The sequence below is a fragment of the Pedobacter frigiditerrae genome, from assembly GCF_004331645.1.
In the GTDB taxonomy this organism is placed as follows: domain Bacteria; phylum Bacteroidota; class Bacteroidia; order Sphingobacteriales; family Sphingobacteriaceae; genus Pedobacter; species Pedobacter frigiditerrae.
The window spans coordinates 25861-44227 of record NZ_SJSK01000009.1; the positions used below are offsets into that span (position 1 = coordinate 25861).

Annotated in this window: 18 protein-coding genes; 7 read left to right on the forward strand and 11 right to left on the reverse strand. The window is 34.3% G+C overall.

Translation table 11 applies throughout. The features are described 5' to 3' along the window. Nucleotides 1–25: 25 nt before the first annotated feature. Both EZ428_RS23150 and EZ428_RS23155 read right to left on the reverse strand, forming a co-directional pair. A complete protein-coding gene (locus tag EZ428_RS23150) occupies nt 26–217 on the reverse strand; it encodes a hypothetical protein (RefSeq protein ID WP_131555724.1) in 192 nt (63 codons plus the stop codon). A gap of 367 nt (nt 218–584) precedes the next feature. Continuing rightward, complete coding sequence (locus EZ428_RS23155; protein WP_131555725.1) at nt 585–1172, reverse strand: RNA polymerase sigma factor; 588 nt, start codon at nt 1170–1172, stop codon at nt 585–587. 263 nt (nt 1173–1435) lie between these two features. Between EZ428_RS23155 and uvrA the strand changes: the two genes are divergently transcribed. The 5 genes from uvrA to EZ428_RS23180 all read left to right on the forward strand — a co-directional run bounded on the left by uvrA (nt 1436) and on the right by EZ428_RS23180 (nt 8367). Beyond that, complete coding sequence (gene uvrA, locus EZ428_RS23160) at nt 1436–4237, forward strand: excinuclease ABC subunit UvrA (protein WP_131555726.1); 2802 nt, start codon at nt 1436–1438, stop codon at nt 4235–4237. Between the two features lie 14 nt (nt 4238–4251). Beyond that, nucleotides 4252–4917 (forward strand): LysE family transporter, encoded by a 666-nt coding sequence (locus EZ428_RS23165; RefSeq protein WP_131555727.1) that lies wholly within the window; start codon nt 4252–4254, stop codon nt 4915–4917. Between the two features lie 394 nt (nt 4918–5311). Then, nucleotides 5312–6931 carry a sensor histidine kinase gene (locus tag EZ428_RS23170; protein WP_225871149.1) on the forward strand — a complete coding sequence of 540 codons (1620 nt, stop codon included), beginning with the start codon at nt 5312–5314 and terminating at the stop codon, nt 6929–6931. Then, the gene (locus tag EZ428_RS23175; protein WP_131555728.1) at nt 6932–7675 is read left to right on the forward strand and encodes a LytR/AlgR family response regulator transcription factor; all 744 of its coding nucleotides are present in this window, start codon (nt 6932–6934) and stop codon (nt 7673–7675) included. It abuts the gene before it with no gap. 125 nt (nt 7676–7800) lie between these two features. After that, entirely contained in the window at nt 7801–8367 is a 567-nt protein-coding gene (locus EZ428_RS23180; protein ID WP_131555729.1) for a LytR/AlgR family response regulator transcription factor, read from the forward strand. A 103-nt stretch (nt 8368–8470) separates the two neighbouring features. Here EZ428_RS23180 and EZ428_RS23185 read toward each other — a convergent pair whose 3' ends face one another. After that, entirely contained in the window at nt 8471–9076 is a 606-nt protein-coding gene (locus EZ428_RS23185) for a YdeI/OmpD-associated family protein (protein ID WP_131555730.1), read from the reverse strand. A 688-nt stretch (nt 9077–9764) separates the two neighbouring features. Between EZ428_RS23185 and EZ428_RS23190 the strand changes: the two genes are divergently transcribed. Continuing rightward, nucleotides 9765–10199: a hypothetical protein gene (locus EZ428_RS23190; protein ID WP_131555731.1), complete on the forward strand. Its 435-nt coding sequence runs from the start codon at nt 9765–9767 to the stop codon at nt 10197–10199. A gap of 219 nt (nt 10200–10418) precedes the next feature. Here the strand turns inward: EZ428_RS23190 and EZ428_RS23195 are convergent, their stop codons facing one another. The 8 genes from EZ428_RS23195 to EZ428_RS23230 are packed head-to-tail and all read right to left on the reverse strand — an operon-like array spanning nt 10419 to nt 17618. Further along, nucleotides 10419–12632, reverse strand: coding sequence for a cation:proton antiporter domain-containing protein (locus EZ428_RS23195; RefSeq protein ID WP_131555732.1), 2214 nt, complete (start codon nt 12630–12632; stop codon nt 10419–10421). A gap of 48 nt (nt 12633–12680) precedes the next feature. Continuing rightward, nucleotides 12681–13019, reverse strand: a complete 339-nt coding sequence (locus EZ428_RS23200) for a hypothetical protein (protein ID WP_131555733.1) — start codon at nt 13017–13019, stop codon at nt 12681–12683. A 53-nt stretch (nt 13020–13072) separates the two neighbouring features. Next, complete coding sequence (locus EZ428_RS23205) at nt 13073–14065, reverse strand: bifunctional riboflavin kinase/FAD synthetase (protein ID WP_131555734.1); 993 nt, start codon at nt 14063–14065, stop codon at nt 13073–13075. A 10-nt stretch (nt 14066–14075) separates the two neighbouring features. After that, nucleotides 14076–14936, reverse strand: coding sequence for a YitT family protein (locus EZ428_RS23210; RefSeq protein ID WP_131555735.1), 861 nt, complete (start codon nt 14934–14936; stop codon nt 14076–14078). Between the two features lie 9 nt (nt 14937–14945). Then, nucleotides 14946–15683, reverse strand: a complete 738-nt coding sequence (truB, locus tag EZ428_RS23215) for a tRNA pseudouridine(55) synthase TruB (protein WP_394343160.1) — start codon at nt 15681–15683, stop codon at nt 14946–14948. Between the two features lie 31 nt (nt 15684–15714). Next, nucleotides 15715–16509: an undecaprenyl-diphosphate phosphatase gene (locus tag EZ428_RS23220; RefSeq protein ID WP_131555737.1), complete on the reverse strand. Its 795-nt coding sequence runs from the start codon at nt 16507–16509 to the stop codon at nt 15715–15717. A gap of 3 nt (nt 16510–16512) precedes the next feature. Next, nucleotides 16513–16740, reverse strand: a complete 228-nt coding sequence (locus EZ428_RS23225; RefSeq protein WP_131555738.1) for a DUF3098 domain-containing protein — start codon at nt 16738–16740, stop codon at nt 16513–16515. Next, nucleotides 16740–17618 (reverse strand): cell division protein FtsX, encoded by an 879-nt coding sequence (locus EZ428_RS23230; RefSeq protein ID WP_131555789.1) that lies wholly within the window; start codon nt 17616–17618, stop codon nt 16740–16742. Before EZ428_RS23230 ends, EZ428_RS23225 begins: the two co-directional genes overlap by 1 nt. A gap of 218 nt (nt 17619–17836) precedes the next feature. On the opposite strand from EZ428_RS23230, the gene EZ428_RS23235 reads away from it, so the two are divergent. Next, on the forward strand, nt 17837–18250 hold the full coding sequence (locus EZ428_RS23235; protein ID WP_131555739.1) for a hypothetical protein: 414 nt from the start codon (nt 17837–17839) through the stop codon (nt 18248–18250). Nucleotides 18251–18367 lie beyond the last annotated feature (117 nt).

The following is an 18367-nucleotide window of genomic DNA, read 5'->3' on the forward strand; positions in this document are numbered from 1 at the left end:
TAGCGGGATTTTTGGTTTTGTAATTTTACTTCTTTTTTGAATAAGCTAAAATCTTGTCGATGGTTTCATCTGAGGGATTTTTTACTAACTCATCTAGCTGGGGTTTAATGCTGTTGTAAAACATCAAATCCTGCTGTTCGGCCACATCAATAGTTTTTTCTATTTGCTGTGGGTTGGGGAAGTTTACAATGTGATTTGGAGTAGCCGTTTTTGTCATACGCAATCGAATAATTATTTAGTTTTTTAAAATTAAACGTAATTACATATACTTTATTTCGTTAAAGAAATAATTATTTCATTTTTTCGAAATTTAATTTCCTAAACCCTAATTCTGCCTTTTAAATGAGGTTTTTAGGTAAGTTTCTTTATTCGATTTGCAAGGCAAAAGGAGATGGCAGCATTAGTTGGGGTTCTTTAAGTCCGTTTTGCTCGGCTTAGGGAAAGCCTGCCCGAGGAGAGGCCCCAAAGGAGTGCCTTTGGTACGGGACTGCTTTAGCCAATTGCCAAAACAATGGTTTTTAAAAAATATTGCCACAGATTAACAGATTATTAAATTCTAATCTGTTAATCTGTGGCTAACTTATTTAAGAATTCTTTGTACTTACTTCTTTAACCTTCATCATTTTGCGCAAATTGCTCAACGCATAACGCATTCGGCCTAGGGCTGTATTAATACTTACATCTGTTAAGTCTGCAATTTCTTTAAAACTTAAATCTGCATAATGACGCATGATTAAAACTTCTTTTTGTTCATCTGGTAAAAGATGGATCATGGCTCTTAAATCTATGTGGGTTTGTTCGCGCAACATTCTTTCTTCTGCACTTTCTTCTAATATTTGCAAAAGGTTAAGTACATCGGTGCCGTCCGCACTGGTAATAACCGGGGTCCGTTTTTCCTTACGGAAATAATCGATAACCAAATTGTGCGCAATACGCATTACCCAAGGTAAAAACTTACCTTCCTCGTTATAGCGACCACTGCGCAACGTGTTGATAACTTTGATGAAGGCATCTTGAAAAATGTCTTCGGCCAGGTATTGGTCTTTAACCAATAAATAAATGGAGGTGTATATTTTGGATTTATGTCTTCTCAGTAATTCTTCTAATACAGATTCTTCTCCGCTCAGATATAACTTCACTAAATCCTGATCACTATTCTGTTGTAATTTCATAGGAGTGCGTATAAAAACTATTCTCTTTTTTATTAAATAATAAATAAGTAGCTGTTTTAATCGATAGCTTTTCTCCTTGTTTTTAAGATGTTGGTTTCTAACTTGTGTGAGTTATCAATACAAAAGACGTATTTTTTTTTAATAATACAACAATAAATATGTTAAATTTTGTAAAATTTTGCAAAACGCATCTAATATGGGGCTTGGTTAAAACCAATTTCGTAATTTTGGGTAATCAAAAAAGCATAGCTAAGAGGCGGTAAATGAGTAAAGAAATAGAGAAAGATCCACACAAGCACATCATTATAAAAGGAGCAAGGGTACACAATCTTAAAAACATTGATGTAGCCATTCCAAAGAACAAATTGGTCGTAATTACTGGGATGTCTGGCTCTGGTAAGTCGTCTTTAGCATTTGATACTTTATATGCAGAAGGTCAGCGTCGTTACGTAGAAAGCCTCTCTTCTTATGCCCGCCAGTTCATGGGCAGGATGAACAAACCTGATGTAGATTATATCAAAGGTATTGCGCCAGCTATCGCAATTGAGCAAAAGGTAATTACTTCAAATCCACGTTCTACCGTTGGTACAAGTACCGAGATTTACGACTACTTAAAGTTACTTTTCTCTAGAATTGGAATTACTTATTCGCCCATTTCTGGTGCCGTGGTTAAAAAAGATACCGTAACCACAGTAGTCGATTTTATTATTGCTTTAGGAAACGATGCTGTAGTTACTATCTTCTGTCCATTACATCCACATAACAATCGTTCTGTAAAAGAAGAACTAGCGGTGCTTTTGCAAAAAGGATTTTTAAGGGTTTATTTTAAGAATAAAATAGCCAAGATTGAAGATTTATTAGAAGACGAAGCGATTAAGGATATTGAGCTAACGGATACGGAAACCATCAGGATTTTGATTGACCGTATTGTTGTTAACGATGAAGAAGAAACTTTAAGTCGCATTGCGGATTCTGTACAAACTGCATTTTTTGAAGGTAAAGGAGATTGTTTTGTAGAGCATGAAAGCAAGCAAACCTTTTTCTGCGACCGTTTTGAATTAGATGGTGTAAAGTTTGAAGAGCCAACACCGAATTTCTTTAGCTTTAATAACCCTTATGGTGCATGTAAACGCTGCGAAGGTTATGGCAACGTAATTGGCATTGATGAGGATTTGGTTATTCCTGATAAAAGCAAAAGCTTATATGACAATGCCATTGCCCCTTGGCGTGGCGAAAAAATGGGCGAATGGTTAAAGAAGTTTATCAAAAATGCTGATAAATTCGATTTTCCCATTCATCGCTCTTATAGCGAATTAACAGAAGCGCAACAACGCTTAATTTGGACGGGCAATAAATATTTCGCTGGCTTAGATGATTTCTTTAAGGAATTAGAAGAACAAACCTATAAAATTCAATATCGTGTCATGCTTTCGCGTTATCGCGGAAAAACAGTTTGTCCTGATTGTAAGGGAACACGTTTACGTAAAGATGCCTCTTATGTAAAAATTAATGGAAAATCTATTTTAGATATGGTTTTAATGCCATTGTCTACCATACTTCCATTTTTTGAAAAACTAGAATTATCAGAAACTGAAGTTAAAATCTCTAAACGATTATTAGCAGAAGTAACTAGTAGAGTTTTGTATTTAAATAATGTGGGTTTAGGTTATTTAACCCTAAATCGATTATCAAATACCTTATCTGGAGGAGAAAGTCAACGTATTAACCTGGCAACATCTTTAGGCAGTAGTTTAGTTGGGTCTGTATATGTTTTAGACGAGCCAAGTATTGGTTTGCACCCAAGAGACACACATAAGTTAATTGAAGTTTTAACATCACTTAGAAATGTTGGTAATACTGTTTTAGTAGTAGAACACGAAGAAGAAATGATGAAAGCTGCCGACCATATTATTGATATTGGTCCGGAGGCTGGTACACATGGTGGAAACCTAGTTTTCAGTGGTACTTATGATGAAATCATTAAAGACAATAACTCTTTAACTGGTAGGTATTTAGCTGGCAAAGAAGAAATTTCAATTCCTGCAAAAAGAAGAAATTGGAAAGACCACATTTTAATTAAAGGCGCTAGAGAGAACAACCTAAAAAACATCGATGTTAAATTCCCTTTAGGAGTTTTTACTTGTGTAAGTGGTGTTTCTGGCTCTGGAAAAACGAGTTTGGTTAAAAAAATCTTATATCCTGCTTTGCAGAAAGCCATAGGTAATTATGCTGGCGAGCAAACCGGAAGCTACGATGGGATTTATGGTAACATAGATTTGGTTAGCCAAGTAGAAATGGTAGATCAAAACCCTATTGGTCGTTCTTCTCGTTCAAATCCAGTAACTTATGTAAAAGCTTGGGATGATATTAGAGCATTGTTTTCGGCATTGCCAGCGGCAAAAGCAAGTGGATTAAAACCTGCAGCATTTTCATTTAACGTAGAAGGTGGCAGGTGTGATACTTGTCAAGGTGAGGGCGAAGTTAAAATAGAAATGCAGTTCATGGCAGATATCTATCTGCCTTGTGAAACTTGTGCAGGAAGAAGATTTAAGCAGCAGGTTTTAGATGTTACCTATCAGGATAAAAACGTTGCCGATATTTTAGATTTAACGATTGAAGAAGCGGTTGAGTTTTTTGCGAAAGAACCTAAAATCTTACAAAAGTTAAACCCGCTTTTAGATGTTGGTTTAGGCTATGTTCACTTAGGTCAATCGTCAAATACCTTATCGGGAGGCGAAGCCCAACGTATCAAGTTAGCATCTTTCTTAATCAAGGGGAACAATGCACATAAAACAATGTTCATTTTTGATGAACCTACAACAGGATTACACTTTCACGATATTAAAAAGCTATTAAAAGCATTAAATACATTGATAGAGCAAGGCAATACCATTTTGGTTATTGAACATAATATGGACATGATTAAATGTGCAGATTGGGTAATTGATATTGGTCCAGAAGGAGGAGACAAGGGCGGTCATGTTGTTTTTGAAGGCAAGCCAGAAGATTTGCTAAAAGCAAAAGACTCTTATACCGGTCAATTTTTAAAAGCACATCTGAAATAGTATCTTAGCAAAATATGCTCTTTTTAACCTTAATTATAGGCATCCTTTTAAATGCCATGGGTTATATTCCGCCAGGCAATATAAACCTAACTGTGGCACAGCTTACCATTAACAAAGGCATGCGCCAAGCATTGTACTTTATACTTTCATTTTCTATTGTAGAGGTTTTTTTCACTTTCGGGATGATGCGTTTTGCCCGTTGGGTTTCGAGTGATGTAAACCTGAATGAAAATGTAAGCGAAGTAAGGCTGGGCACTTATGTAGATTTATTCATGATCATGCTCTTCATAGTGATGGGTACCATCACTTGGATAAATCGTAAAAAGGTTCCAAAAACAAAGGCAGAAGATAATAGAAGTAAAAAGGGCAGTGTATTTTACGGAATGCTGTTGGGTGTTTTAAACCCTGTACAAATTCCTTTTTGGTTATTTTTTGGTAACTATGTTATTCTCCATGAATGGATTAAAACCGATTACTTATCGCTAGTAATTTTTAGCCTTGGTTCTGGAATGGGTTCTGCATTAGCCTTATACGGTTATGCACACTTTGCAAAATATATTCAAGAGAAATTTGCTTTAAGCAGTCACTTGATTAATAAATCCATCGCTATATTCTTATATGTTTTAGCACTTTACTTAGTTGTTAAACAGATAGGTATTTATTTGCATTGGTGGGGATAAAAAGGTTAAGCCATTAATGTTTTCTTATTTATCAGGCTAAGAGAAATGAAAAACTCTGTCTGGTTTGAAATGTTAGTCAGTAGCTGTTTTGTTAATGCAGCCCCGTGCCAAAGGCACCCCTTTGGGACCATTCCTGTCCGGCAGGCGGGTACTACAATCTTTTTGAGCTGTCACCCTGAGCGAAGTCGAAGGGCAAGCTTGACAAAAAGTATTTCCGTTGCTGTCGGGTTTATGAATAAAGTTGGTGGGTAATGGATTGGTTTTAATATAAAGCTCATAAATTAAATTCTGTGCGGTTCCCAATAAATTCTAATTGATACATTCCATTTACTATTTTGTCATTTATTAATCTGATAAGTAACCGCAAGTTTGAGGAAATCTTAAACTAAAAATGATGAAAAAATACCTTACACTCTTTTTTCTATTAACTATATCTGTTTGTTTTGGGCAAGATAAAGCTACACTGGCAAAAGATAAATTTGGAAATGTAATGCATTATGACATTACTACAACGAGTCAAATTTCTACAGTTTCTTTAACGATTGATGAAACTACTGAATATATCTCTGCATTCAATTATGGCTTAAAAAGTGGGGCCGATAATTTTGTTTTGTTGAAAGGTTCTAAGCAAATAAAATTGTCAGTAACTATTCCAAAAGATAGCTTAAAATATTATAGATATAATTTAATAGAAAATGATACAGTTATCGTTAAAGATAATGAAGCTTTAAGTGAAATTGATTTTGTTTATCCAAAACATAGCGATCTCCCTAGTAAGCTTATAATTAACTTAGGTAACATTAAAATTTATAATAAAAAACTAAGATTAGAGCTATATAAATTACCTAATAGATTTAAAATCACATCAGTAATTATTTACAATAAACCTATTGTACCATTGGAAATATCCTCTGTTAGCCTTCAAGATTATAGCACTAAAAATGGGCGCTTAGATACTCTAAAAAATAATTCTGTAATAGATATTAATGGAGAAAATAATAACAAGAAATTTTTAATTGTTAGCCCAAAATATAATGAACTTAGTTTTTTATATAAAATAAAGGTTTATAAGCCTGATGGAAAAACGGTATATAGTGAGAACCTGATAGATTATTTTCCGAACGATGTTGCAATTCCGGTTTCTTCATTAGAAAGTAAAACAATATCAGATTATGAAATTAGACTTGAATACGATAGATTTTATATAAATTCTAAAAATGCTCCAGGGAAATATTCAACGTTAATTGAGTTTGGACATAATGTATTTCCAATACGAATTTCTCAATTGAAAGAGATTACAATTAAACAAGTAGTTAATTTAATAGCAGTTGTCGTTGGTGTATTAGCAACTATTGCTGCTCTAATTATCATTTACATTAAAAGAAAAAATAAAAGAAAACTGCTGATAGAAAAACAACAAAAAGAAATTGCGAAGACTCAATTGGACAGGGTTCGGTCGCAACTAAATCCACATTTTATGTTCAATGCTTTAGCAGGTATCCAAAGTTTAATGAATGAACAGAAAACAAATGAGGCTAACCAATATCTGAATAAGTTTGCCCGTTTAACCAGAAATGTATTAGATAATAAGGAACTCATCAGCCTTGCTGAAGAAAAGACTTTGTTAGATGATTATTTACAAATGGAGCAATTGCGTTTTGGATTTAACTATCAAATTGATATCCAAACAGATGTGGACCTAAATATAGAAATACCAGCTATGTTATTACAGCCCTTTGTAGAAAATGCAGTAAAACATGGGATAGCTGAAAAAGGTAAATTAGGAGAAATTAACATCAGCATTGCCAAAAAAGATACAGATTTGATTTTGCAAACTACAGATAATGGTAATGGCTTTGATACCACTAAAATCTTCGATGGTTTGGGTTTGCAATTGAGCAAGAACAGAATCGATTTGCTTAACTCCATTTATAAGGAAACAGCTTTGGTTTTAGCAATTCAATCTACAGAGAAGGGCACTGCAATAACAATTACACTTAAACAATGGATATAGATGAGAGCAGTTTTAGTTGATGACGAACAAACCAATTTAAAGAACTTAGAGATTTTGCTAACTGCCCATTGCCCATCTGTAAAGATTGTAGGTACGGCAAAACAAGTTACAGAAGCTGTATCGCTGATTTCCTTGCAACAACCAGATTTATTGTTTTTGGATATTCAAATGGGTAAACAATCTGGCTTCGATTTATTGAATTTGCTGCCAGAAAAAACATTCGAGGTAATATTTGTAACAGCCTATGACCGATATGGTATACAAGCGGTAAAGTTTGCTGCATTAGATTATTTGTTGAAACCAGTTAACATAGAAGAATTAGTGGCTGCAGTTGCCAAGGCAGAGTCGCGGTTGAGATTTAAGACACATAATGAACAATTGAGCTTTTTATTGCAACACATTAAACAACCTCAAGCCGTTCAGGGCAAAATAGCCTTACCTACACAGAACGAAATTAGATATGTAGAGATCAGTGACATTATGCGTTGCGAAGCCTCGAACACTTATACCTTTTTTTATTTAGTAGGTGGAGACAAAATTCTAATATCAAAATCGCTAAAAGAATATGCAGATTTGTTAAAACTAAAGGGTTTTTTACGTACACATCAAACACATTTAATCAATCCAGCCTTCGTAACAAGCTGGCTCAAGGAAGATGGAGGAGTATTGTTAATGAAAAACGGAGATAAGATCCCAGTTTCAAAACCTAACAGGGAAATGATTAAAGAGGCTTTGGGAAAGTAGTATAATTAGGCCTATCAAAATACTCACCCAATGGTTGTAAATACTCATTTAGCATTTTAAATGTCTTTAGTTCAGTATAGTTTTGGTCAAACCATTTTCAATGTCGAACTTGGTAATTTAAATCTATGATGTTACTAGAATTCTTAAACTTGGGTGGTCTTGAACTAGTCATGATCTTCGTTTCGCTATTTTTTCTTATTGGGATACCAATAGCAATTATCTTAATAGTTAATTCGATAAATAAAAAAAAAGACAACTTTAATCAAGGCTTCCCAGTAAACCATTATACAGTTAATGTAAATGGAGCTAATGAACTTGACAAAATGCAGAATGCTACGTCAACATCTGACGTAGCATTTAAATTTAAAGAAAGTTCCAAAATAGCTTTACCCCAACAAAGTGAAATAAGATATGTGGAAATTGCTGAAATCATTAGGTGCGAAGCAGACGATAATTATACGAAGTTCGTGTTAGAAGGGGAAAATATTTTAGTTTCACGATCTTTAAAAGAATATGCCGACCAATTAAAACCAAAAGGATTTTTGCGCACGCATCAAAGCCATTTGGTAAATCCAATTTATGTGAAAAGTTGGCTAAAAGAAGACGGTGGAATGTTGCAGTTAAATAATAATGAGAAAATTCCAGTATCAAAACCAAACAGGGAAATAGTTAAAGAAGCTTTAGGGAAGTAAGGTAGAGATTAAGGAGCAAGGAGTAAAGAATAAAGACTGGTCGTATTAGCATAGTTCTTTTCTAAGCATCCAGGCTTTTAACTTTCAACCTACAACTTTTAACTCATCTCTGATACTTCCAATTCAACGATTTTCCTTCTGTTAACCACTCGATTGTAGTTGTCATCCTTTTTAATCTGGTAGCTTCGGTTTTAGCGGTTGTAATCCATTCTAGGTATTCTCTTTTATGAGAAGGGCTAAAGTTCTCAAAAATTTGTTTCGCTTTTGGATTTTGACTTAATGTATCCGCAAAATCTGTAGGCATAGGTATTTCTGCTTTTGGTGTGGTAACTGCCTTTTTTAGCTTTACACCAGATTCATCAATCCTTAAAGCTTCTAAAATATATTCCGTTAAAATTTTATCAGAAGGTAGGTCTTCTAATTTTTCAATTCTGCCCAATTGTCCCATGGTACTATCTCTTTCTCCAAATAATTGATAGGGGTCTTTCATTAACGAAGCTTTCCAAAACCCAAAAGCACAATGGGCTTTAAAAGATGCCATAGAGCAAATCGTGGCTTTATATTCAAAGTGAGGGAAGCCCCATTTTATATTTTCATTAATTAATGGCGACACTTGATGTGCCAAATTTCTAATGTGATTTAAAATGGGTTGGGCAAAAGGCTCTGCTTTGTTGATATAAGTATCTACACGTTCATCATATTGTGCCATAATCAATTGTTTGAAATTAAAATTAAACAATTTTTAGCACTTGTCATTCCGACTTTGTCTCAAAGGATAGATGAAAACAAAAAATAATTGTCACCCTGAGCGAACCTGTCCCGACTTCTGGGGTAGAACGGCAAATTATTTTTTTTTGACCATCTAAAAGATCTTTGCCTACCTTTCTGCAACAGCCAGGCGCTCAGACAGACAAGTATTGCACTACCTAACTTAATGGCATTGCTCAAAGGGACTACGCTGTAGAAGAACTCTAATCTGACAAACTCACTTAGGGATTCTGCGTTCTTCAGACACTGAGATTGAAAAAAAATCATCCTGACTTCTGAGGATATACGAGTCGAATCCTAAATCTTATGTAATTACCCCCAATCTCAATAGCTATTTTCATTTTGTGGTTCTGATGTTCTTCGATTGTTGGTGGTCATTTGGTCTAGACGTAGTCGCTACTGGTTAGGGTTAAGGTCGTGAATGTATATCTATGTTACAATAGTAAATTTAAAATATCTCTATAGTTAGTCCAAGTTTTATTATAAATAGTTGGACACATATTGGACTCATACTGGACTCATATTGGACTCATTTACTTTCTGATACGATGCAGTAACGATGCAGAAGTGGTCTTGAGACGATTGACAGTTTCAATAGGAAAGGGTTTTGAGTTTACACCAACTCTCTATTGGTAGACTCGCTTTTGTTGATGCCAAGGGTAACCCATGAGGATGACAAGGTACATATCACCATCCCTTCCTTTAAGGTTTCTAAAAACATGAGGTTCCCCGACAACACAGATAAGGTGAGCATTCAAATCCAACCTGTATTCTTTAACCTGGGCAAGGCATTAGGGTTTAGGGCACCAACCCAATATATAGATTTGGAAAAAACTCAAGTAATGACAGCAGCGCAAACATTTAGTTATAATTTCCCTGTTGGCTCCGTTTGCATTTTTGGCTTAAGCCTATTATTCTCCTCCAACCGAACAACGGTAAACGATAAGAAGTTTAACCCTGCAGGGATTTTCGCCGCAAGTTTTAAGGAGGGCATTGCAGATGATACTGTTCCAAAAGGATGGTATAATACGAGCTTTAACATAACTGGTACTAAGGATGATTAGGGCTTAGAGTGGGAGAGGTTTGAAAAACCTCTTTTGTTCCATTAAGAACTACTAGGGAGTAATTCCCCAAATAGGTGCACCATTGCCAGCATAACTTTAATCTTATGCATCAAGCCAAACACTTAACCTAGCAATTGCATTAGGATAGCCATCGGAACAAGTTGGGTATGACGACAATACAAAAATTTGCCACCTGATAATCTATCGGGTGGCAATACCTTATTTCAACAGCTCTGGTATCTTCTTGTTGTTACCCACAATCCAAACAATATCTCCGTTTTCGAATGTCAAATTTGAATCTGGATTTAAGATGCGTTCTCCATTTCTTTCAATTCCTACAACCAAACCTTGGGTTTGTTCTCTAATGCCAGAATCCCTAATGGTTTGTCCAAAAACAGGAGATTTACTGTTAATCACAATTTTTTGTAAGGACATGTCTTCCATTGGTATTGAAACTAATGTCTCATCAACTATTCCCTCAAATAAGGGTTTAATATTTGCTAACTGGTCGTCTGTTCCAATAACTAATAGTTTATCATAAGGATATAATCGTTCATCTCTATTAGGTGTAGAAATATTGATTTTTCCTCTTTCGATCATGGCGATGTTAACGCCATATTGTTCCCTGATTTTTAAATCGACTAATGTTTTTCCTACCAGTTCAGATTCTGGGGCAACAGTAATTTCAGTTAAGTGAGTATCCCAAGGCAAAATATTTGGCGTTCTATTTTCTCTTGCATTTAAGTTCAAAATAAATCTTGTCTCCAATTTATTATAAAATGATTGAAGCTTTCTCGAAAAGATAATCATTACTGATACCACCAATATTAACGCAATTAAAGCGGCTATCCATGTGTCGAAAAATTCATACATTAAAAAGCCTACGAAGAAAATCCCTAAAAGTATTCTAAATACTTCTATGGCTATTAAAGGGCCACGGGTATATCTCTTGTTTAACCAAAGGTGAGAATAAGCTGTTTTTTGTATCCTTCTGATGGATAGTGCCCATAAAAATGGCGACATCAAAATAAAGGATACAATTACACTAATGATGGTTGAATTTGCACCAAAATCTAATTGATTTGCTATAAATGGATTTAAAAACCTAGCTGCCAATAAAATGATGGAGATAATAATTACAGCGTGAATAATTGTATTGAATATATAAGACCTTAATAGGATTCTCCAGTCGCTTAAAGTGGTAATTCCCGCAGTACTTGAACTATATCTTTCAATCGCGTCTAGCCATTTTTCAGGAAGCCTGTTGTTTAGGAACTTATAAAATGGTTCTGATAATTTGATTAAATAAGGTGTCGTAAAAGTGGTAATCGCAGCCGCGGCAACAGCAATAGGGTAAAGGAATTCGCTAGTTACTTTTAAACTAACGCCTAGTGTGGCAATAATGAATGAAAACTCACCAATTTGAGCTAAACTCATACCAGCTTGTACGGCAGTTTTAAGAGGTTGACCAGCCAATAAAGCACCTAAGGTTGTAAATAGAATTTTTCCGAAAATGATAACTAAAGTGATAAACAATATAGGTAATGCATATGCTATTAAAACAGTTGGATTGATTAGCATACCAACCGAAACAAAAAACACGGCTGCAAATAAATCTTTAACAGATTTTGTTAAATGTTCTATGCGTTCTGCTTGTGTAGTCTCGGCCAGTATAGAACCCATGATAAATGCACCCAAAGCAGGAGAAAAACCAGCTTTGTCTGCCAATAATACCATCACCAGGCATAATGCTAATGATACCACCAACATCGTTTCATCATTCATTAGTTTTTTGGTAGCCTTTAAAAAAGTTGGAATTAGAAAAATGCCACCTAAAAACCAGAGCACTAAAAAGAAACTCAATTTAAGGATAGATTTAATCATCTCTGGTCCAGCAGATTGCTGACTAACGGCCATTGTAGAAAATAGCACCAATAATAAAATGGCAACCAAATCTTCTACGATGAGTACCCCAAATACTAAACCGGCAAACTTTTTATGTTTAATACCAAGTTCTTCAAATGCCTTAATGGTGATCATGGTAGATGATATGGAAATGATTCCTCCTAAGAAGATGCTATCCATATCGTTCCATCCCATTGCAAGGCCAATTAAATAACCACCAAGAATGATAAATAGCACTTTAACAATTGCGGTTATAGATGAAGAACCTCCAACCTTTACCAGTTTTTTAAAACTGAATTCTAGTCCGAGGCTAAACAATAAGAAGATAACGCCTATCTCGCCCCAAATGGTAATACTTTTATAATCGCTAACAGTAGGGATAATTTTAATGTGTGGACCAACCAATAATCCAGCAATGATATAGCCTAAGACTAAAGGTTGTTTTATTTTTTTAAATAGGAGTGTAATAACTCCAGCTGCGGCAAGAATAAGGCCTAAATCGGCTATTAATACAGGTAAGTGAATCATAAAGTATATTTTTTGTTGAATAAAAATTAATGTGTTTAGCAAAAATTCTTACCAAAAAGTATGCTTTGGAAATAGGCAGTTAAAAATAAACTGATAACTATAATTAACGGTTCTTTTAAAAACCTTTATAGCTTGAGTTGAAATGGATTTAAATGTTATCGAGCTATCAACAAATGTTGCAATAGATAACACATGGTGATTTATATTTTGCTGTATTCTATCAACTAGTTCAAATAAAGGCTCATTTAAGGAATGAACTTCTTTTTTTGATGAAAAACTAGGTTTTGCACTCGATTTTTTGATTACGGCATTAGTTTTATTTTCAATCGCATTGGCGATGGAAAAGTTTGAACCAAATAGCAATATAAAAGCAATTAAAAACCTCATTGCCTTAAATATAGTGAAAAATAATCTATTCAGTAGGCTTTAAGATGCTTTTCTTAGGCGGGATTTGATGCGAAAAAAGCTAAAGTGTCTCTTTTATCTTGATGTAATTGCTCGGTTAAGGCTTCTAGTCCAGTAAATTTCACATCGTGACGTAAGAACTTTAAGAAGTTCATTTTAATGGTTTGACCATAAATCTCACGGTTAAAATCAAAAATATTCACTTCAATATTTCTTGTCATTCCGTTTATGGTTGGGCGTTGCCCGATGTAGGCCATTCCTTGATAAGTTGTGAGTTGTGAGTTGTGAGTTGTGGGCTTAAACTCCAAGCTCCCATCTCCAGACTCGAAACCCATTTCAACTGTAACGGCATAAATACCATCACTAGGGATGATTTTGTAAGTTTCTTCTACAAAGATGTTTGCTGTTGGGAAACCTATTGTTCTTCCAATTTTATCGCCTTTTATAACTGGTCCGCTAATGGAAAAATGATAACCTAAATATTTTGCTGCTAAAGAAACATCTCCATCTAATAATGCTTTACGGATTTTGGTAGAGCTTACTGCTACGTCATTAATGTCTTGTTCTGGAATTTCTTCAATCTCATATCCATAAACTTTTGAGAACTGCTGTAGCTCATTCATACCACCTTTTCTGTCTTTTCCAAAACGATGGTCATATCCTACAATAATTTGTTTAGTGCCAATTGTGTCTATCAATATGTTTTTGATATAATCTGTAGCATCTAGGTTAGAGAAATCCCTGGTAAAGGGTGTAATGATTAAATGGTCTACACCAAGATTGGCTAATATTTCAGCTTTCTCTTTAATGGTATTGATCATTTTTAAGTCTTGATTTTCTGGGTCGATAATCATACGTGGGTGCGGGAAAAACGTTAGAATTACACTTTCGCCGCCGGTAGATTTTGCCAATTCGCAAAGGCGTTTTATAATTTTTTGGTGACCATAATGAACACCATCAAAAGTGCCGATGGTAACTACAGCATTATTTAACTTTTTAAACTCAGAAAGCTGATTATATATCTTCAAAACGTAAGTATTAATGTAAAGCCTGGCGTTTTACAACACCACCTTTTAAATCTGCAATTTGCTGTTGTACAACAAAGGCATCGGGGTCTATTTGTCTTATTTGAGATTGTAACTTGCTCATTTCCAATTTTGTTACAACTGTATAGATAATGTCTATGTCTTTTTTCTCTAAGTAGCCACCTTCGCCTTTATAAACAGTAACACCTCTTTTCATGTCTGTTATGATAAAATGTTTAATCTCATCATTTTTATCTGAAATTATGGTTACTCCAGTATAGGCTTCTAATCCATTAACAATAAAATCTACAGTATTTGAAGCGGATAAATAGGTAAGGATGGCATAAAGTGCGGTTTCAATATTTAAGAAGTAGGCAGCGAAAGCGAAAATAACGATGTTTAAAATGAGGATAATATTTCCTACCGTTAACATGCTATTTCTACTAATGTATAAGGCTAAAACCTCAGTTCCGTCAATTACACAACCACCACGCATAGCTAAACCAATGCCCCCTCCTAAAAAGAAACCTCCAAAAAATGCAATTAATAACTTGTCATGTGTAATAGGGTTAAAAGGCAGGAAAACAAGTGCTAGGGATAGTAAAGCTATTGCAACTGCTGTTTTGATAGCAAAGCTTCTTCCTATTTGTTTATAACCCATTAAAATGAATGGAATATTGATAATGACAATTAGATAAGATAGATTCCATCCTGTTAAGGCTTTTACCAAAAGAGAAATACCAGTTACGCCGCCATCAATAAAATGACTTGGTAGTAAAAAACTCTTTAGTCCAAAACATGCAGAAACTACACCGCAAATAATTAAAGTTCCCTCTTTTAAGAATCGAGTATTTTTACTTTTGATGTTTTCCATAGGGCCGATTTAATCAGGGTTAGTTTCTAGTTTCTTCTCTTCGCGCTTATTACGAAGATAATGAACCAAATCTGCTACTTCAAATGCATTAGAAAGTAAAAAATTTCCGCTACGTGTTCTGGTTAGTTTAGAAAGATAAGCGGCATTGTTCAGTTGTTTGCCAAAGTCTGAAACTAAAGAGCGAATATAAGTGCCCTTGCTGCAAACTATTCTGAAATCTACCTCTGGTAAATCAATCCTAGTAATTTCAAATTCGCTTACGGTTACAAAGCGTTTTCTCAGCTCTACCTCTTCCCCTAATCGAGCTTTAACGTATAAGCGTTCTCCATTTACCTTTACAGCAGAGTGAGCTGGTGGATATTGTTCTATATCTCCTTTAAAAGGTTCAACTGCTTGGTAAATCTCCTCATCAGTGATTTTGTCAATTGGAAATTGAGCATCAACTTCGGTTTCCATGTCAAATGAAGGTGTGCCAGCTCCCAAAATCATGGTGCCAGTATATTCTTTTTCCTCTGCCTGAAAAGTGTCAATTTTTTTGGTGAGTTTGCCAGTGCAAATGATTAATAAGCCAGTTGCTAAAGGATCTAAGGTTCCTGCGTGACCAACTTTTAACTTTAGCGGTTTAAGTGAATTTCTAATTTTACCAACCACATCAAAAGATGTCCATTTATAAGGTTTGTTGATTAAAAGAAGCTCGCCTTCGGCAAAGTTAAAATCAGGAAATTGAGTTGTATTGTTATCCAAAATGGTAATTTAATTTACCGAGCAAAGCTACGGATTAAATGATAGACAGCTGATGCCCTGATAAAATCAATGCGATTATAACCAAACCAACTATGATTCTATACCACCCAAAGATTCTAAATCCATTTTTATTTAGGTAGCCAATAAAGCTTTTTATTGCCAATAGGGCCACAATAAATGCTATTACATTACCGAAAATCAATATTTGAAATTGGTCATTAGAAATTTGATGACCTTCTTGATAAAAATCGAGTAGTTTTTTGCCGGTAGCCGCAAACATGGTTGGTACTGCTAAAAAGAAAGAAAATTCTGCTGCTGCTTTTCTACTTAATTTTTGACTCATACCACCTACAATGGTTGCTCCAGAACGAGAAACTCCAGGTATCATAGCTAAACATTGTAAAAAACCAATTTTTAAAGCAGTTAGATAATTGATTTCCTCTTCATCATTTATGGTTGGATTATTGAACCATTTATCTACAAATAATAATATGATCCCACCAACTAATAAAGAAATGCCAACTGTTAGTGGGCTTTCTAGCATTGCATCGATTTTATCACTCAATAAAATGCCAAAGACAGCTGCAGGAATAAATGCAATTACTAATTTGATATAGAAATTAACGCTTCTAAAAAACTTCTTAAAGTATAGGACTACTACTGAAAGTATTGCTCCTAATTGAATGCAGATGGTAAATAATTTAACAAATGGATCTGAGGCGATGCCCATTACAGATGATCCAATAATCATATGACCAGTAGACGAAACTGGCAAGAACTCTGTTAATCCTTCAATAATAGCAAGGATTAAAGCTTGTACGTAATTCAAGGCTTAGTCTTTTAAGATGGCATAAATGCCGAAACCAAAACCAAATAACACTACCATTGGCGCAATTAAAGTTCTTCTGGTATCGTAAATATCACCTGTGGTACCAATCATTAAGATAAAGCCAATTAATACTATAGCAATAGCAATTGAGTACAATTGGTAATTTTTTTTGGTAAAAACCATGTCTGTTTTTTCTTCCTGTTTTACAGGAGCTGATTTTTTTTCTGCCATTATCTATAAAGATCGTAAAGTTTTAAACGTAAATATCTGCTCACTGCAAACAGTGTGCTTATTGAAGTGATGAAAATGCCAACTGCTACCATTCCTACTAACACAAAACCAAATTCTGCATAGTTTCTTAGTATCAATATCTCTGGCAATTCTTTTTGGGCATAATACAAAAGGCCTAATAAAATGATGATTGCAATGAAAGAAGCTATTAAACCATGTAAAGCTGCAACCAGAATAAACGGCTTTCTGATGAAATTTTTGGTAGCGCCAACCAGCTGCATGCTTTTAATTAAAAAGCGTTGAGAGAATATGGCTAAACGAATGGTATTGTTAATTAATGCGATGGCAATTACCAATAAAATAATAGCAAAACCCAATACAATTAAACTAATGGTACTGATATTTTTATTCACCATATCTATTAAAGAACTCTGATATACTACTTCTTTAACGATTGGATTTTTTTCAATTTTCTTTTTTAAGGCATCAATGTTTGCATTGTTGGCATAATCGGCCTTCATGTACACATCTATGGTAGAAAGTAAGGGGTTGTAACCTAAAAAGTTAACAAAGTCTTCACCAAGGTCTTTAGTTAAGTTATGTTGTGCAACTTCCTTATTCACATATTGAGTTTGTTTAACAGAAACATTGCTCTCTACGTCCTTTCTAAATGCAAGAATATCAGTTTCCTTTGCGCCTTCATCAAGAATGATGTTTAAAACAATATTCTCTTTTACATAATTGGATAAGTTTTTTGCATGAACCAAGATTAAGCCCAACATACCCAACATCAGTAAAACTAATGCAATACTAAAAATAGTAGAGATGTATATGGTTTTGGTCTTCTTAGAAGCCTCACTTACTTCAAATTCTTCCATGTATCTGTGTTTTTGTTTCTGCGAAAATAAAGAAAGATAAGCAAAAACGTAAATTTTAAGGCTTTTGTTTTGAACAATTACCTTAATAACCTGCAATTTAACAAAACCAAATCTTACCGATTTTAATATTAACATAATTTAACTTTTCGTTAATGAATTATACTGGCATATCATTTGATACGTTTTCAATAATAGATTAAGAATAAAAAACCCCTATAATGAAAAAACAATTAATACTACCTAGCCTTATTTTGCTCTTTGTGACAAGTTTTACAGCTTGTAAAAAAGAAAGTTTTGAAGAAAAGCCACTTAGGTCTAAAATGATTGGTAAGTGGCAAGTAAATAAAATTGATGTGACTACTGGATCTGCCGAAGCAGTTTCTACAACTTATGCTGCTTCAGACTATATAGATTTTAGAGATAATTCAGACGATGATGTTGAACTTGGTTTGGGCACAAATCGTTCAGTAGGAAGATTCAGTTCTAGTATAGATAATTCTTTTTATATTGATTTTTCTTCAAAGGATTTAGATTGCATAGCAACTACAATTACAGAAAACAAATTCACGTTTACAGGAACTGTTGTAGGTTCAAATCCTAAGGTTACAGAGACTTATTATTTGAGTCGTTAAGAGATTCAATCAAGTATTTAATATAAACGCTGTCTTCTAAAAAGAAGATGGCGTTTTTTTATTCTTTCAACGCTTAAAAAACAGGCTTAATTTCCTTATTTTTGCAAACTATTTAAG

Excerpts from the sequence above, each read along its gene's own strand:
- EZ428_RS23150 (WP_131555724.1), bottom strand. The coding sequence starts at position 217 with ATGACAAAAACGGCTACTCCAAATCACATTGTAAACTTCCCCAACCCA.
- EZ428_RS23155 (WP_131555725.1), bottom strand. The coding sequence starts at position 1,172 with ATGAAATTACAACAGAATAGTGATCAGGATTTAGTGAAGTTATATCTG.
- uvrA (WP_131555726.1), top strand. The coding sequence starts at position 1,436 with ATGAGTAAAGAAATAGAGAAAGATCCACACAAGCACATCATTATAAAA.
- EZ428_RS23165 (WP_131555727.1), top strand. The coding sequence starts at position 4,252 with ATGCTCTTTTTAACCTTAATTATAGGCATCCTTTTAAATGCCATGGGT.
- EZ428_RS23170 (WP_225871149.1), top strand. The coding sequence starts at position 5,312 with ATGAAAAAATACCTTACACTCTTTTTTCTATTAACTATATCTGTTTGT.
- EZ428_RS23175 (WP_131555728.1), top strand. The coding sequence starts at position 6,932 with ATGAGAGCAGTTTTAGTTGATGACGAACAAACCAATTTAAAGAACTTA.
- EZ428_RS23180 (WP_131555729.1), top strand. The coding sequence starts at position 7,801 with ATGATGTTACTAGAATTCTTAAACTTGGGTGGTCTTGAACTAGTCATG.
- EZ428_RS23185 (WP_131555730.1), bottom strand. The coding sequence starts at position 9,076 with ATGGCACAATATGATGAACGTGTAGATACTTATATCAACAAAGCAGAG.
- EZ428_RS23195 (WP_131555732.1), bottom strand. The coding sequence starts at position 12,632 with ATGATTCACTTACCTGTATTAATAGCCGATTTAGGCCTTATTCTTGCC.
- EZ428_RS23200 (WP_131555733.1), bottom strand. The coding sequence starts at position 13,019 with ATGAGGTTTTTAATTGCTTTTATATTGCTATTTGGTTCAAACTTTTCC.
- EZ428_RS23210 (WP_131555735.1), bottom strand. The coding sequence starts at position 14,936 with ATGGAAAACATCAAAAGTAAAAATACTCGATTCTTAAAAGAGGGAACT.
- EZ428_RS23225 (WP_131555738.1), bottom strand. The coding sequence starts at position 16,740 with ATGGCAGAAAAAAAATCAGCTCCTGTAAAACAGGAAGAAAAAACAGAC.
- EZ428_RS23230 (WP_131555789.1), bottom strand. The coding sequence starts at position 17,618 with ATGGAAGAATTTGAAGTAAGTGAGGCTTCTAAGAAGACCAAAACCATA.
- EZ428_RS23235 (WP_131555739.1), top strand. The coding sequence starts at position 17,837 with ATGAAAAAACAATTAATACTACCTAGCCTTATTTTGCTCTTTGTGACA.